The sequence below is a fragment of the Rhodoferax sp. EU05-FHT12H12 genome (assembly GCF_058791215.1).
Map to the genome: position 1 here is coordinate 954868 of NZ_JBYTDI010000001.1, position 15377 is coordinate 970244.

Below are 15377 nucleotides of genomic sequence, written 5' to 3' on the forward strand. Positions count from 1 at the left end.
CACGCCAGTGTGTGGATGCTGGGCTTGGTCAGCATGCTGACCGACATTTCCAGCGAAATGGTCAGCGGGCTCCTGCCAGTGTTCCTGGTCACCCAACTGGCGGTCAGCGCGTCGGTGATTGGCATGATCGAAGGCGCCGCCGGCGCCACAACCATGCTGCTCAAGGCCTTCTCAGGCGGCCTCAGTGACTACCTGGGGCGCAGAAAACCGCTGGTACTGCTGGGTTACGGCCTGTCGGCCGCCGCCAAACCGCTGCTGGCGGCCGCGGGCAGCGTCACACTGATCGCATCTGCCCGCCTCATGGACCGTTCCGGCAAAGGCATGCGTGACGCGCCGCGGGACGCACTGATCGCGGATGTCACCCCCGAAACCCTGCGCGGTGCGGCCTATGGGCTGCGCCAGGCACTGGATACCGTCGGCGCTTTTGTGGGCCCCCTGCTGGCCATGGGCCTCATGGTGCTGTGGGCCAACGACTACCGCGCAGTGTTCTGGGCGGCCACCCTGCCCGCGGTGCTGGCCGTGTTCCTGCTGTACTTCGGCGTGCCCGAACCCGCCGTCGCGGACCGCAAGCGCCTGCAAAACCCGCTTACCCGGGCCAACCTGCGGCAGCTCCAGGCCCCTTATTGGTGGTTGGTCGCGGTGGGCGCAGGCCTGACCCTGGCCCGCTTCAGCGAAGCCTTCCTGGTACTGCGGGCGCAGCATGATGGCCTGCCACTGGCCTGGACGCCCTTGGTGCTCATCGCCATGAACCTGGTGTATGCCGGGCTGGCCTACCCCTTTGGCCAGTGGTCCGACCGCATCAATCCGCGACTGCTGCTGGGCGCCAGCCTGCTGGTGCTGATGGGCGCGCATGCCCTGCTGGCACGGGGCGGGCTGGGCCTCTGGGCCGGTGTGCTGCTGTGGGGCCTGCATATGGCCATGGCCCAGGGACTGATGTCTGCACTGGTCGCCAATACCGCGCCGGCCGAGTTGCGGGGCACCGCTTTTGGCCTGCTCAACGTTGCCAGCGGCCTGGTCCTGCTGGCGGCCAGCACACTGGCCGGTTTGCTGTGGGATCGCCTGGGTGCGCCGGCGCCCTTCGTGGCGGGTGCCGGTTTTGCGGCCTTGACGCTGGCCCTGCTGCTCTTCCAGCCATCACCCAGCCCTCGTCCCTAGCGCTTTTGCTAGTAAATTTATAGCTGCCCACGCAGTAACCATCTGGACTTTTGGCACTTTTTGCTCCAAACTTTGCGCTTCCTTGGTTACCACACGGAGCAGCATGCCGGTTATCGCAATCGTCAACCGCAAGGGCGGAAGTGGGAAAAGCACCTTGGCTACGCACTTGGCCGCATGGCTGGCGCAGCAGGGAGTGGCCGTCATGCTCGGTGATGTGGACCGCCAGCAAAGCACCAAGGCCTGGCTCAAACGCCGCTCGGCGTCCCTGCCAGCCATCTCCCCTTGGGCCCTGGACCAGAAAAACGTATTAAAAGCGCCCCCTGGCGTGACCCACGTGGTGCTGGACACCCCGGGCGGCATGCAAGGGTTTGAGTTGGCCCGCGTGGTCATGTCGGCAGACGCGGTGGTGGTGCCGGTGTGCAACTCCCTGTTCGACCGTGAATCTGCCGCCGCCTGCCTGGCGGAATTGTCCGCCCTGCCCCGCGTCGCCTCGGGGCGGTGCCAGTTGGGTGTAGTGGGCATGCGGCTGGACGCACGCACCAAGGGCGCTGAGACGCTGCGCCAATGGGCCGACGACCTCAAGCTGAATTTTCTGGGTGTGCTGCGTGAAACCCAGGGCTATGTGCGCGGACTTGAAACGGGCATCACCCTCTTCGACACTGCGGGTGCAACCCAGCAAGCCGACCTGGCCCAGTGGGAACCCATTCTTCAATGGCTGCGCCCCATTGCGCGCCTGCAACCGGCGGTGGTCGCGCGTCCTGCAACGGCCAGCCAACCCGCAGCCCAGCCCGGCACCGTGCATGCCTCCCGGGCCGCCAGCCTGATGCCGGCACAGGAGTCTTTGGTGCATGGCAGTCGCCTGAGTGTGTTTGCCCCGGGCATTAAAACCGAATCTGATGCCGTGGTAGGGGTCGACTTGAACCGTGCCCTGCCGGGTCAGGGCGGCGTAGTGCCACAGTTCTTGCTGCGCCACTAAGCGCGGCACGCGGCTAAGAGAGCCGCATCTGCCGCCGTATCAGACTCACTCGCTCGGCCACGGCATCCACATCCACCACGTTTTCGGCGTGCACCAGGTAACACTCCAAGTCGGCCAAGGCCTCGGCTTGGTGGCCCAGCGAGGCATGCACCAGGCCGCGGTCGCGGTACTCCGACCAGGACTCTGGCAACAGGACCACCAGACGTTCCTGCACCGCCAGTAAACGTGGCCAATCCTCTTGTGATTTGTAGATTTCCTTGAGGTTGCGCAGCATGCGCGCCAGGATCTCGCGGGGCGTGGCCGACTGCAGGTACAAGCCCAGCGGCGCCTCGAAGGCATCCACCAGCCCGCTGCGTTTGCGGTAGGGCTCCAGCATCTCGGACAGTTCTTCGCGGCTCAACGAGCGTCCGGTCAGGGGCTCAATCACGGCCTGACCGATGGGCAGCATGACCTTGACCAGGAAATGCCCCGGGAAACCTACGCCATACACCTCCAGCCCCAAGCCCTGGGCCAGCTCCATCCAGACCACGGCCAGGGAGATGGGAATACCGCGACGGGTGCGCAAAAGCACGCTGGGAAAGCTGTTGTCCGGGTCGTAGTAGTTATTGAGGTTGCCGCCAAAGCCAAGGTCGTCGTAGAAAAAGCGGTTCAGCATGCGCAGGCGCTGGATCGGCGGCGCATCGGCTGCCAGGCGGCGTTTTACACGGGCCAAGAGCTGGTCCACTTCGCCCAGCACCGTTTGCACATCGGTCTCCGGGTACTCATCCTGCGCCAGGGTGACCGCGGCTTCAAACAAGGCAAAGTCGCCATCGCTGCGCACCAGGGCGCCGAAATAGTCCAGCGGGGTCGGAATGGCGAACTGCAGGGCCATGGCAAGGTCTCCGTCTAGCGGCGCAGCATCTGCCGCAGGTTCAGGCCAGCGGCCCACGCCGCGCCCAAGTACACCAGCATGGCACCGCCCAAGAGCAGGGTCAACCAACCGATGCGCAGCAGGCTGTGGCTGCGCAACGCCACCCAGTCCACCAGGCCAGCCGCCCACAGCAGGTAGATCACCAACAGCGCACTGGCCGCCAGCACTTGCAGCACAAAACGCCCCCAGCCCGCCTGCGGCCGGTAGCTGCCGCGTCGCAGCAGGCCAATCAGCAGCCACAGGGCATTGATCATGGCGCCCAAACCAATCGACAGCGACAAGCCCGCGTGTTTGAACATCGGCACCAGGCCAATATTGAGCAACTGGGTCACCACCAGCACCACCACCGCAATGCGCACCGGGGTCTTGATGTCCTGGCTGGCGTAGTACCCCGGGGCCAGCACCTTGATGGCCACAATCCCGACCAGCCCGACGCCCCAGCCCATCAGGGCCAGCGTCGTCTGCTGCACATCGTTGGCCGTGAAGGCGCCGTAGTGGTAAAGCACCGCGACCAGCGGCTTGGCAAACGCCAACAGCCCAATGGCGCAGGGAACCGACAACAGCACCACAATGCGCAGCCCCCAGTCCAGCAGGGCCGAGTATTTGTCCGCATCGCCGGTCGCCTTGGCGCCCGCCAGTTGCGGCATCAGCACCACGCCCAGCGCCACCCCGAGCATGGCGGTGGGGAACTCCATGAGCCGGTCTGCATAGGTCAGCCAGCTCACGCTGCCGGTGGGCAGGTGCGAGGCTATTTGGGTGTTGATCAGCAAGGAAATCTGCGCCACGCTGACGCCCAGCAGAGCGGGCAGCATGAGTTTGCCAATGCGGCGGGTCTCGGGATCGGTCCAGGCCTCGCGCAGCGCCGGCCCCATGAGTCGCAGGCGCGGCAGCATGCCCAAGCGCGCCAGGGCTGGGATTTGCACCGCCAGTTGCAGCACACCACCCAGCATCACCCCGCCCGCCATGGCGTAAATGGGCTCGATGCCCCGCGCAGCCAGCCAGGGCACGCCCAGCCACGCGGCGGTGATCATGGACATATTCAGCAGCACCGGGGTGGCCGCCGGCACGGCAAACCGCTTCCAGGTGTTCAAAATGCCAGAGGACAAGGCCACCAGCGACATGAAGCCGATGTAGGGAAACATGAACCGGGTCATCTGCACCGCGGCGTCGTACCCGGCGGCGTTTTGCTGCAACCCACTGGCCATCGCCCACACCAACACCGGTGCCAGCACCACACCCAACACACAGGTCAGCAGCAGCGCCAGCACCAGCAAGCTGGCCACACGGTCCACCAGCAGTTTGGTGGATGCCTCGCCATGCTGCGCCTTGTTGGCCGCCAGCACCGGCACAAAGGCCTGGCTAAAAGCCCCCTCGGCAAACAGGCGGCGAAACAGATTGGGAATGCGGAATGCCACATTGAAGGCATCGGTCATGGCACTGGCGCCAAACGCGGCAGCCACCAGCAGTTCCCGGGCCAAGCCGGTAATACGGGAGGCCAGTGTCCAGAGGGACACGGTAGATACAGATTTGATCAAGCTCACACGGCGAGTGTAGCGGTGCCCACCTTGAAATACTGGCCACGGATGTGCTTCAATCTGGCGATACCCCTCAGGCGCACCCTGGAAATCCACCATGGCCTCTACGTTCAGACAAACCAAGCGCCCTCTGCTGGCCGGCACCAGCAAGTCGACACCCCGCCCCGTGTTGATCGTCGAGGACCAGCGCGCCCTCTCGGAGATGCTGGCTTCCATGTTGCAGCACACATGGGGCTGCGAAACCTTGGTTGCCGCCAATTTGGCTGAGGCTCGTAGCCTGCTGAGCGCACGGGGCACCGAGATTTTTGCCGCCGTCTGCGATGTCAACCTGCCCGACGCGCCGTATGGCGAGGTGATTGATCTGGTCGGCGAACACCACATTCCCGCGATCGCCTTGACAGGCACCATCACCGACGACATCCGCCACATGATGGCGCAGGGCCACATCGTGGACTATGTACTGAAGAAAGGCGTGCTGTCCTACGACTACGTGGTGCAGTGGGTCGGGCGCCTGCACCGCAACAGCAGCGTCAAGGTGCTGGTCGCTGACGATTCCCCCTCGTCGCTGGAGATCATCAAACGCATGCTGGGCATGCAGGGCCTGCAAATTCAGGTCGCCCACAATGGCCGGGAAGCCCTGACCCTGTTGCAACAACAACCCGACATCCAGTTGGTGCTGGTGGACTACAACATGCCGCTGGTCGACGGCTTTGAGTTCGTGTTGGAGGCTAGGCGCATGCTGGGCAAGGAGCGCTTGGCCATCATTGGGATTTCGGGCGAAAACCGGGCCGACATCTCGGCGCAATTCCTCAAGCATGGCGCCAACGACTTCATTTCCAAACCCTACTCGTTTGAAGAAATGACCTGCCGCGTCAACCAGAACCTGGAAATGCTGGACCTCATGGAAAGCCTGCACAACCTGGCCAACCGCGACTACCTGACGGGCCTGTACAACCGGCGCTACTTCTTTGAGCACGGCCAGCAACGCCACCGCAGCGCACTCCAGCAGGGCCAGACCGGGGTGGCGGCCATGATCGACATCGACCACTTCAAAACCATCAACGACACCTACGGCCATGCCTATGGTGATCAAGTGATCCAGCACGTGAGCGAGTGCCTGCAGCGGCATTTCCCGGATGACCTGATTGCCCGTATCGGGGGCGAGGAGTTCGCCATTTTTTTTGCGGGCACCGACGCCGACCTGGTGCGACAACAGCTGGACTCCTTCCGCAAACGCCTGCCCACCGAGGCCACCACGGTAGCCCCCAAGGGGATTACCATCGCCATCAGCATCGGCATGTGTGGCGAAGCGGCCCCCGACCTCAATAGCATGCTCAGCTCTGCTGACAAACGCCTCTACCAGGCCAAACAGAACGGGCGAAATCGCTTGGAGGGGTGAAATCCGACGCCGATGTATAATCCTTGGCTTTGCTGACAACATCCGCAGACACAAGGAATTTAAATCATGGCATCTGGAAAACCCAAGAAAAAGAACCCGCGCCTGGCGTCGGGCCGTAAACGCGTCCGCCAGGACGTCAAAATCAACGCAGCGAACACATCCCTGCGCTCCAAATACCGCACTGCGGTGAAGAACGTGGAAAAAGCAGTTCTGGCTGGTGACAAGACCAAGGCCGGTGAACTGTTTGCCAAGATGCAAGCCGTGGTGGACACCGTGGCCGACAAGGGCATCTTCCACAAGAACAAAGCAGCCCGCGACAAGAGCCGTTTGGCTACCAAGGTGAAAGCCTTGGCACTCGCCGCCTAACTCGTTAGGCAATCGCACGAATCCTGCTGGTCAGGATTCGCCGTTTGTAGTGGGTGCGCTGTCAGCAAAAGCAAAAAAGCCGTTCATCTGAACGGCTTTTTTGTTTCTGTCTTCCCATCGGCTATTCGGACTTGGCAGGCCGGGCTGGCGGCACTTCGGGACGGGTTTCGCTCACCTGCAACTCGTTGTCACGCGCGAAGTTCAGGCAAAAGTCCCACGCCATCACATCGTAGTCGCGCAGGTCAGCGTGGATGATCACGCACTTCACCTGCCCAATCGAGGTGGGCACACACCATGGGGAATAGCCCAAATGGCTGCCCGGCTGCGGGCCGCCGGGTCGAAACTGGCTCATCACCCCGGCCAGTCGCTCTGCCCAGTCGCTGGGGCGAAACGTCTTGCCTTGCAAGGTCAGTCCCAGGATGTAGAGTTCTTTGGAAGGTGTGGAAGCCATCGGATTGAGAGTAAAAGCAGCGGTGAATCGCGATAGCCCTGTGACGTGCTGCGCCGCACAAGAATTCTACCCGCTCCGCTGTCTTGCAGATGACAAAGCAGCTATGCCAGCGTGCATCACTGTGATGTGTATTTGTCACCAAACTGGCATCGGCCATGCGCCTAAAATCAGGCTTCAACGGCCCAACCTGCCTTTGTTCATGTTGGGCCGCCTTGTTTTGTAGCCAACCCCGGAGTTATTGCATGACCGCCGCCACGCCTGCCACCACGCCGTCTTCACCCCACGTGATGAACACCTATGGCCGACTGCCCATCGCCCTGAGCCATGGTCAAGGCTGCCGCGTGTGGGACGTCAATGGCCGCGAGTACCTGGATGCATTGGGCGGTATTGCCGTCAACACCGTGGGCCACAACCACCCCCAGTTGGTCGCCGCGCTGCAAGACCAGGTCACCAAGCTGATCCACACCTCCAACTACTACCACATCCCCCTGCAGGAAGAGCTGGCCAAGCTGCTGGTCGAGCGTTCCGGCATGCGCAGTGTGTTCTTCTGCTCTACGGGCCTGGAAGCCAACGAAGCCGCCCTGAAGCTGGCACGCAAATTTGGCCACGACAAAGGCATTGAGCGCCCCGAAGTCGTGGTGTACGAAAAGGCCTTCCACGGCCGCTCCATTGCCACCCTGAGCGCCACCGGCAACCCCAAGGTGCAAGCCGGCTTTGGCCCGCTGGTGGAAGGTTTCATTCGCGTACCGGTGAACAACATCGAGGCACTGAAAAAGGCCACCGAAGGCAACCCCAATGTGGTGGCCGTGTTCTTTGAAGCCATCCAGGGCGAAGGCGGCGTGAACCCCATGCACATGGACTACCTGCGCGACGTGCGTGCCCTGTGCGACCAGCGCGACTGGCTCTTGATGATTGACGAAGTGCAGTGCGGCATGGGCCGTACCGGCAAGTGGTTTGCCCACCAATGGGCCGGTATTCAGCCGGATGTGATGCCCCTGGCCAAAGGCCTGGGCTCCGGCGTGCCCGTCGGGGCCGTCGTGGTGGGCCCCAAGGCCGCCACGATCTTCCAACCCGGCAACCACGGCTCCACCTTTGGCGGCAACCCGCTGGCCATGCGCGCCGGCGTCGAGACCATCCGCATCATGGAAGCCGAAGGCCTGCTGGCCAACGCAGAGAAGGTGGGCAAGCACCTCAAGGCCAGTCTGGAGAAAGCCCTGCAGGCCGAGATTGCCAACGGCGGCGTGAAAGAAGTGCGCGGCCAAGGCCTGATGCTGGGCATTGACCTGGCCAAACCCTGCGGCGCCCTGGTGCAGCGCGCGGTAGACGCTGGCCTGCTGATCAGCGTGACCGCCGACACCGTGGTCCGCCTGGTGCCATCCCTGATATTGACCACGGCCGAAGCCGACCAGATCGTTGCCATCCTGGCCCCGCTGATCACGGCCCTGCTGAAGGAGGCTGCATGAACCCCGTAGTCCCCAGCACCCTGCCCCAGGGCGCGCCGCCCGTGCGGCACTATCTGCAGTTTGACGACTTCACGACCGAGGAATACCGCTACCTGCTGGAGCGCACCGCCTTCATCAAAGCCAAGTTCAAGCGTTTTGAGCGCCACCACCCGCTGGTGGACCGCACGCTGGCCATGATTTTCGAGAAAGCCTCCACACGCACGCGTGTGAGCTTTGAGGCCGGCATGTACCAGCTCGGCGGCAGCGTGGTGCACCTGACCACGGGCGACAGCCAGTTGGGCCGCTCCGAGCCGATCGAGGACAGTGCCAAGGTCATCAGCCGCATGACGGACATCGTGATGATCCGCACCTACGAGCAGACCAAGCTGGAGGCCTTTGCCGCCAACTCGCGCGTGCCCGTCATCAACGGCCTGACCAACGAGTTCCACCCCTGCCAAATTTTGGCCGACATCTTCACCTACATCGAACACCGCGGCCCTATCGAAGGCAAGACCGTGACCTGGGTGGGCGATGGCAACAACATGGCCAACACCTGGCTGCAGGCTGCCGCCATCCTGGGTTTTCACCTGCGTGTGAGCACCCCCAGCGGTTACGAAGTGAATGAGAAATTGGCTGCCAGCGCCGGCGGAATGGGCGCAGGCAGCTACAAAACTTATAGCGACCCACTGGAAGCCTGCCGTGGCGCCGACCTCATCACCACTGATGTATGGACCAGCATGGGCTACGAGGCCGAGAACGAAGTGCGCCGCAAGGCCTTTGCCGCTTGGTGTGTGGACCGCAAGATGATGGCCGTGGCCGCACCCAACGCCTTGTTCATGCACTGCCTGCCCGCCCACCGCGGAGAAGAAGTGGAGGCCGAAGTCATTGACGGCCCACAAAGCGTGGTCTGGGACGAGGCAGAAAACCGCATGCACGTGCAGAAGGCACTCATGGAGTACCTGCTGCTGGGCAAGCTCTGAGGCCCTGAGCGTCCTCAGCGCATCAGGTCTTCAATCGCGTCCACCACCATGCTGGTGCCGATAGCGATCAACAAGATGTCGTTCGCCACCCGCACATATTTGTAACCTGCGGGTGGCAGGCCGATACGCACCGAGATGTCCCGCGGCAGCGGGTAGAAGACCACATCCCTTGGCAGTGGCTGGCCGCGCGACCACTTCTTGGCCTGACCGGGTGGCTGGCATCCATTGTTCTTTTTGGCCAAGCCTGGCGGGCATTTTCCCTTGGCCTGCTGGGCGCCGTAGTAGTCCTGCGCGGCACGGCGCTGGTCGTCACCAAAGTAGCCACCCACACGGATTTCGACCGAGGTGCCCTGCTCCTGCCGATGCTCTTCCTCACCATGTTTGCCCTTGCCTTTGCCGGCCCACTCCGGCTTGGCTGCTTGGGCGGCGGTCACCAGAAGGGCCCCTGCGAGCCATACCGCAGCGGTGCGGCCCAGAGAGCGGGGGGATGGGAATGAACTGCGCATAACGACTCCTGTATTTCTGCGTAAAAAGTGAGATTGTGGACCTGTTGGGAATAACCGACACCACGCTTTGAAACCAAGTGTTACCTTTGCGCCGCTTTATGAATTTGAGGACTGAAATGAGCACTTCCCTTACCCTCCAACACTGCCAGACGCTGGATGCCACGGAGCCGCTGCGCACGCTGCGCGATCTGTTTGACATCCCCGAAGGGGTGATCTACCTCGACGGCAACTCGCTGGGTGTGATGCCCAAAACCGCCGCCGCCCGCGCGGCCGAAGTCGTCACCCAGGAATGGGGCCAGGGCCTGATCCGCTCCTGGAACACCGCCGGCTGGTTCAGCCTGCCCCAGCGCCTGGGCAACCGCATTGCCCCACTGATTGGTGCCGATGCTGATGAAGTGGTGGCGACTGACAGCACCTCCATCAACCTGTTCAAGGTGCTGTCCGCCGCGCTGTCCATCGCCGCGCAAGACGCGCCCGAGCGCAAGCTCATCGTGAGCGAGCGCAGCAACTTCCCCACCGACCTCTACATCGCCGAAGGCCTGTGCAAGGAGCGCGGTTACACCCTGAAACTGGTGGAGCCCGAAGAGATTGCCGCAGCACTGACTGCCGACGTGGCCGTGCTCATGCTCACCCACGTGAACTACCGCACCGGCGCCATGCACGACATGCCCGCCGTGACCGCCGCCGCCCACGCAGCCGGTGCCCTGATGATCTGGGACCTGGCCCACAGCGCAGGCGCTGTGCCGGTCACGCTCAAGGCATCGGGCGCCGACTTCTCGGTAGGCTGCGGCTACAAGTACCTCAACGGTGGCCCCGGCGCGCCGGCCTTTGTGTGGGTGCACCCCCAGCACGCCGACCGCTTCTGGCAGCCCCTGGCCGGCTGGTGGGGCCACGCAGCCCCCTTTGCCTTCACGCCCGACTACCAGCCCGCCCCTGGCATCACCCGCTACCTGTGCGGCACCCAGCCCATCGTCAGCATGTCGCTGCTGGGCTGTGGCCTGGAAGGCTTTGAGGCTGCCGAGAAGCTGGGCGGCATGGTGGCGCTGCGCTCCAAGTCGCTGGCGCTGACCGACCTGTTCATCCAGCTGGTGGAAGAACGCTGCCAGGGCTATGGCCTGGGCTTGGCCACCCCACGCGACCACGCCCAGCGCGGCTCGCAGGTGTGCCTGACGCGCGAACACACGGCAGGCGGTGACCTGGGCTCCGGCGCCTTTGCGATCGTGCAGGCGCTGATTGCGCGCGGCGTGATTGGCGACTACCGCGCGGGTGACGGTGGCATCCACAAAGACATCCTGCGCTTCGGCTTCACGCCGCTGTACATCGGCTTTGAAGATGTGTGGAATGCAGTGGAGCATCTGCGCCAGGTGTTGGAATCTGGCGAATGGAAGAAGGCGGAGTTCAACCGGAAGCATGCGGTGACCTGAACTTCCCTGGAGCTTGCACGAGGCAGCCGGGCGGCACAGGCCGGGGCCTCATCAGACCCTGCGGGTCAGCAAATCGGCCCCAACCTGTGCCCCCCGTCCACCTCTTGGATTACTTATGACCTCTACCGAAAAAATAGTGGCCGACGAAAAGGCCCAGCTCGACTTCAGCAAAACCATGAGCTATGGCGACTACCTGCAGATCGACACCATCCTGTCGGCGCAGCACACGCTCTCGCCCACGCACGACGAGTTGCTCTTCATCATCCAGCACCAGACCAGCGAGCTGTGGATGAAGCTCATGCTGCATGAGCTGACAGCTGCCATGCGCCACATCGCGCAGGACGACTTGCCGCCCGCCTTCAAGATGCTGGCGCGTGTGAGCAAAATCATGGAGCAGTTGGTGCACGCCTGGGACGTGCTGGCCACCATGACGCCGCCCGAATACACCGCCATGCGCCCCTACCTGGGCCAGAGCAGCGGCTTCCAGAGTTTTCAGTACCGCTGTATTGAGTTCTCGCTGGGCAACAAAAACGCCGCCATGCTCAAGCCCCACGCCCACGCGCCCGAGCGGCTGGCACTGGTGCAAGCCGCGTATGAAGCACCTTCTTTGTATGACGAGGCCCTGAAGCTGATGGCACGCCGCGGCATTGCCGTGCCCGCCAGCCACCTGGCACGCGACTGGACCCAGCCCTACGCCGCCAGCCCCGAAGTGGAAGCCGCTTGGTTGCAGGTCTACCGCGACCCCAAGGCCCACTGGGACCTGTACCAACTGGCCGAAGAGTTGACCGACCTGGAAGACGCCTTCCGCCTCTGGCGCTTCCGCCACGTCACCACCGTGGAGCGCGTCATCGGCTTCAAGCGTGGCACCGGCGGCACCGGCGGTGTGAGCTACCTGCGCAAGATGCTGGACGTGGTGCTGTTCCCCGAAATCTGGACGCTGCGCACGGTGCTCTAGGCGATTTCAAGCAAAAATGGCTGCTAGCGCACGTGGTGTATGCGCTAGCAGCTATTCATTTGATAGCAAATAGATTGACAACGGAAGACCGGCGTACATCACACCGACAAGATGTCTGTCACCGGCAAGCGGTTCGAGGCCTTCATTTCCCGCAGAGACAGGTTGGAGCGGATGCTGGATACAAAGGGCAGCTTGCGCAGCACCTCTTCCACAAAGCGGCTGTAGTCGTCCAGGTCCCGTGCCACCACCTGCAACAAGAAGTCGGCATCGCCCGTGGTGTTGTGGCAGGCCAGCACGTTCGGGCTGGCCTGGATGATGCGTTCAAACGCGGCGGTCGCTTCGGTGGTGTGCTGGGTGAATGACAGCTGCACAAACGCCATCACCCCCAGGCCCAGTTTGCGGCGGTTGAGCATGACCTGGTACCCCTCGATCACGCCCTGCTCTTCCAGCCGTTTCACCCGCCGCCAGCACGGCGTTTCGCTGAGCGCAAGTTGCTCGGCCAGCTTGGCGTTAGAGAGTCGCCCATCGCGCTGCAGGCAATCCAGGATGGCGGCATCTGTTTTGTCAAAGTCACTCACGGGAGGGGATTCTTTCTATTTCTTGCATTTTGTGAAATGTTCACCGCCAAATAAGCCCCAACCATAGCAAACAAGGAAAAGTAATTCCAGCCGGTTGCGCCCATAATTTTTCGTTTCTTCCGTTCACGCCAACCCCCACAAGGACCCCACATGCAAGCCGTTGTCTACGAAGCCTTCTCTGCACCACCCCAGCTGCAAACCGTGCCGGACCCGACGCCCGAGACGCATGGCGTGGTCGTGAAGGTGCAGGCCACCGGCGTCTGCCGCAGCGACTGGCATGGTTGGGTCGGGCATGACACCGACATCGTGCTGCCCCACGTGCCCGGCCACGAGCTGGCGGGCACGGTGGAAGCCGTGGGCAAAGACGTGACCCGCTGGAAGGTGGGCGACCGCGTCACCGTGCCCTTTGTGGGCGGCTGCGGCAGCTGCCCGGAGTGCCACTCCGGCAACCAGCAGGTCTGCGAAAAGCAGTTTCAGCCCGGCTTCACGCACTGGGGCTCGTTCGCACAGTACGTGTCCATCCACAAGGCGGACCTGAACCTCGTGGCCCTGCCCGAGACGCTGGACTTTGCCACCGCCGCCAGCCTGGGCTGCCGCTTCGTCACCTCCTTCCGCGCGGTGGTGGACCAGGGCAAAACCTCGGCCGGCCAATGGGTGGCCGTGCACGGCTGCGGCGGCGTGGGCCTGTCGGCCATCATGATTGCCCATGCGGTGGGCGCCAATGTGGTGGCCATCGACATCTCGGAAGACAAACTTGCCATGGCGCGTGCCATGGGTGCGGTAGCCACCGTCAACGCCACCCAGGTGGCCAACGTGGTGGAAGCGGTGATGGAGATCACCCAAGGCGGCGCGCATGTGTCGCTGGACGCGCTGGGCCACCCCACCACCTGCTTCAACTCCATCAGCAACCTGCGCCGGCGTGGCAAGCACGTGCAGGTGGGCCTGATGCTGGCCGAGAACAGCACGCCGGCCATCCCCATGGCCAAGGTCATCGCCCATGAGCTGGAGATTCTGGGCAGCCACGGCATGCAGGCCCACCGCTACGGCGCCATGCTGGACATGGTGCGCACCGGCAAGCTCACCCCCGAAAAATTGGTTGGCAAAAAGATCAACCTGCAACAGTCCATAGCCGCGCTGATGAACATGGACAAGTTCGAGGTCGCGGGCGTCACCGTCATCACGGAGTTCTGAGACGCCCAAAAACTGCCGCTCAGAAGGGCAGGTCTTTCTTGCCCTCTCCCTTGGCGTTCACGTTGTTGGACTTCACCGCCGTCATGCCAGGGTCTGCAAACACAGCGTCGAATGCCTGCGGGGCCCAGTTACCCTGGGCTTTGAACTCCGTGGCGTAGCGAATGACGATGGGGTTGCTGGCATCCATCCAATATTTCACCGCCATGACGGCCTGGTTGGGATACAGGTACGCCACATAGGCACTGCCCTTGGTGGCCACCCAACGGGCAATTTGCGCATTCCAGTCGGACACCACGTCATCACTGACGCCGACGGGAGTGACCGTCCCCCCAAATGCCTCCGCTGCAAAAATGGGGAAGTTGGCCGAACTGCTTTGGAGGCACAGGCCCACCGTTTTCTTGAGGATGAACTGCCTCGATACCCCTCCTACCCTGTAGGTGGCGTGCTGTACCGCGGCGGGTGGGAATTGGGTGCTCGCAATGTTGCTGGCAAATTCGGGGATGCAATTCAGCAGAACCGCCTTGAAGTTGTCCGGGCTCACCTCCACCAAATCAAATTTTTTCTGCACCTGCAGGTTGTCCACCGGCACCACGGCCGACAAGGTGGAGATCGGACGGTTGTCAATCACGATCGGCTTGCCGTCCGTTGCCGCACCTGCAAACGGCGTAGGCAGCTCCAAGGTTGCAGTGTTGTTGTCCACCACGGTCATCAGGCTCAGCCCCGTTGCGCGCACCCAGGGTTGCACATGACGGGCATAGGCAGGGTCCGACAAGTTGCCTTCTTGGCGCACGAAGAAGGCGCCTTCGATGTTGTGCCCTCGGAAACGGCCTGCCGCTACGCTCACCATCAGGGCGTTGTCGGGCAAGGTGAAGGCCTCTGGAGACATGGGAGACAACGCGGCGCGTATCCACGCGCTGTCATTGGTTCCCGCATCGGCCACATACTTCTTGAAGTTGGAAATACCGACGGTGACGGCACACCCCTGTGTACCGACGGAGGTCGGGGCGGACCGTTCGGTCAGCGTGTCGACCCACTTGTTTTTGTCCACACTGGGGGTGCAGGGCTTGGTACCCAGGCTCAGATTGGTCAGCCGCCCAGTGATGGATACCACCATCAGCGGCAGCATGCCGCCGGGTTGCGCATTTTTCAGGGTCAGGTCGTAGCGAGACACCGAGCCCGCTGGCTCCCTGCTCTGGCTGCTGATCAGGGGAATCGCGTGGATGGTGCGTCCGGCCACCACCCATGACCCTGGCGGCAAGGGATAGGGCTTGCTGAACATGCCCAATCCAATCCCCCCCTGCACCGTGGTGCCAACTTCCAGTTGTTCGTAATGGGTTTGCGCCTGTGCGGCCTGCGCCAACAGCAAAACGATGAGCCCCAGACCCTGCGTGATTTTCATGTGTATTCATCCCTGAATGCCGCCCAAATTGGCGAAGCATGGGCACTGTACCGCACCGGCTTGCGCTACCAGGACACAACAGGGAAAAACGAATGAAAAGTGCCACCACC

The 15377-nt window shown here is 62.8% G+C and carries 15 protein-coding genes; 9 read left to right on the top strand and 6 right to left on the bottom strand.

Features of this window, described 5'->3' with window-relative positions:
- The first annotated feature begins 15 nt into the window (after positions 1–15).
- Positions 16–1155, top strand: a complete 1140-nt coding sequence (locus AC3WS7_RS04435; RefSeq protein ID WP_296471847.1) for an MFS transporter — start codon at positions 16–18, stop codon at positions 1153–1155.
- Positions 1156–1258: 103 nt separating this feature from the next.
- Positions 1259–2131 carry a ParA family protein gene (locus AC3WS7_RS04440; protein WP_492655489.1) on the top strand — a complete coding sequence of 291 codons (873 nt, stop codon included), beginning with the start codon at positions 1259–1261 and terminating at the stop codon, positions 2129–2131.
- Between the two features lie 13 nt (positions 2132–2144).
- Here AC3WS7_RS04440 and AC3WS7_RS04445 read toward each other — a convergent pair whose 3' ends face one another.
- Positions 2145–3002 carry a SirB1 family protein gene (locus AC3WS7_RS04445; RefSeq protein ID WP_296471518.1) on the bottom strand — a complete coding sequence of 286 codons (858 nt, stop codon included), beginning with the start codon at positions 3000–3002 and terminating at the stop codon, positions 2145–2147.
- 14 nt (positions 3003–3016) lie between these two features.
- The gene (gene murJ, locus AC3WS7_RS04450; protein WP_492655490.1) at positions 3017–4582 is read right to left on the bottom strand and encodes a murein biosynthesis integral membrane protein MurJ; all 1566 of its coding nucleotides are present in this window, start codon (positions 4580–4582) and stop codon (positions 3017–3019) included.
- A 91-nt stretch (positions 4583–4673) separates the two neighbouring features.
- Between murJ and AC3WS7_RS04455 the strand changes: the two genes are divergently transcribed.
- Positions 4674–5975, top strand: a complete 1302-nt coding sequence (locus tag AC3WS7_RS04455) for a diguanylate cyclase (protein ID WP_492655491.1) — start codon at positions 4674–4676, stop codon at positions 5973–5975.
- 66 nt (positions 5976–6041) lie between these two features.
- A complete protein-coding gene (rpsT, locus tag AC3WS7_RS04460; RefSeq protein WP_105261031.1) occupies positions 6042–6341 on the top strand; it encodes a 30S ribosomal protein S20 in 300 nt (99 codons plus the stop codon).
- A gap of 121 nt (positions 6342–6462) precedes the next feature.
- Here rpsT and AC3WS7_RS04465 read toward each other — a convergent pair whose 3' ends face one another.
- Entirely contained in the window at positions 6463–6792 is a 330-nt protein-coding gene (locus tag AC3WS7_RS04465) for a DUF3579 domain-containing protein (RefSeq protein WP_296471523.1), read from the bottom strand.
- 242 nt (positions 6793–7034) lie between these two features.
- On the opposite strand from AC3WS7_RS04465, the gene AC3WS7_RS04470 reads away from it, so the two are divergent.
- A complete protein-coding gene (locus tag AC3WS7_RS04470) occupies positions 7035–8255 on the top strand; it encodes an aspartate aminotransferase family protein (RefSeq protein WP_492655492.1) in 1221 nt (406 codons plus the stop codon).
- A complete protein-coding gene (gene argF / locus AC3WS7_RS04475; RefSeq protein WP_296471527.1) occupies positions 8252–9214 on the top strand; it encodes an ornithine carbamoyltransferase in 963 nt (320 codons plus the stop codon). The genes AC3WS7_RS04470 and argF overlap by 4 nt, the downstream gene beginning before the upstream one ends.
- Before the next feature lie 14 nt (positions 9215–9228).
- Here the strand turns inward: argF and AC3WS7_RS04480 are convergent, their stop codons facing one another.
- A complete protein-coding gene (locus AC3WS7_RS04480) occupies positions 9229–9720 on the bottom strand; it encodes a hypothetical protein (RefSeq protein ID WP_492655493.1) in 492 nt (163 codons plus the stop codon).
- Between the two features lie 116 nt (positions 9721–9836).
- Here AC3WS7_RS04480 and kynU point away from each other — a divergent pair, with 116 nt between their 5' ends.
- The gene (gene kynU, locus AC3WS7_RS04485; protein ID WP_492655494.1) at positions 9837–11144 is read left to right on the top strand and encodes a kynureninase; all 1308 of its coding nucleotides are present in this window, start codon (positions 9837–9839) and stop codon (positions 11142–11144) included.
- A gap of 115 nt (positions 11145–11259) precedes the next feature.
- Positions 11260–12099: a tryptophan 2,3-dioxygenase gene (gene kynA, locus AC3WS7_RS04490; protein WP_492655495.1), complete on the top strand. Its 840-nt coding sequence runs from the start codon at positions 11260–11262 to the stop codon at positions 12097–12099.
- Between the two features lie 98 nt (positions 12100–12197).
- Here the strand turns inward: kynA and AC3WS7_RS04495 are convergent, their stop codons facing one another.
- Complete coding sequence (locus tag AC3WS7_RS04495; RefSeq protein ID WP_492655496.1) at positions 12198–12677, bottom strand: Lrp/AsnC family transcriptional regulator; 480 nt, start codon at positions 12675–12677, stop codon at positions 12198–12200.
- A gap of 150 nt (positions 12678–12827) precedes the next feature.
- On the opposite strand from AC3WS7_RS04495, the gene AC3WS7_RS04500 reads away from it, so the two are divergent.
- A complete protein-coding gene (locus tag AC3WS7_RS04500; RefSeq protein WP_492655497.1) occupies positions 12828–13868 on the top strand; it encodes a zinc-dependent alcohol dehydrogenase family protein in 1041 nt (346 codons plus the stop codon).
- A gap of 19 nt (positions 13869–13887) precedes the next feature.
- Here the strand turns inward: AC3WS7_RS04500 and AC3WS7_RS04505 are convergent, their stop codons facing one another.
- Positions 13888–15267, bottom strand: a complete 1380-nt coding sequence (locus tag AC3WS7_RS04505) for a hypothetical protein (RefSeq protein ID WP_492655498.1) — start codon at positions 15265–15267, stop codon at positions 13888–13890.
- Between the last annotated feature and the right edge of the window lie 110 nt (positions 15268–15377).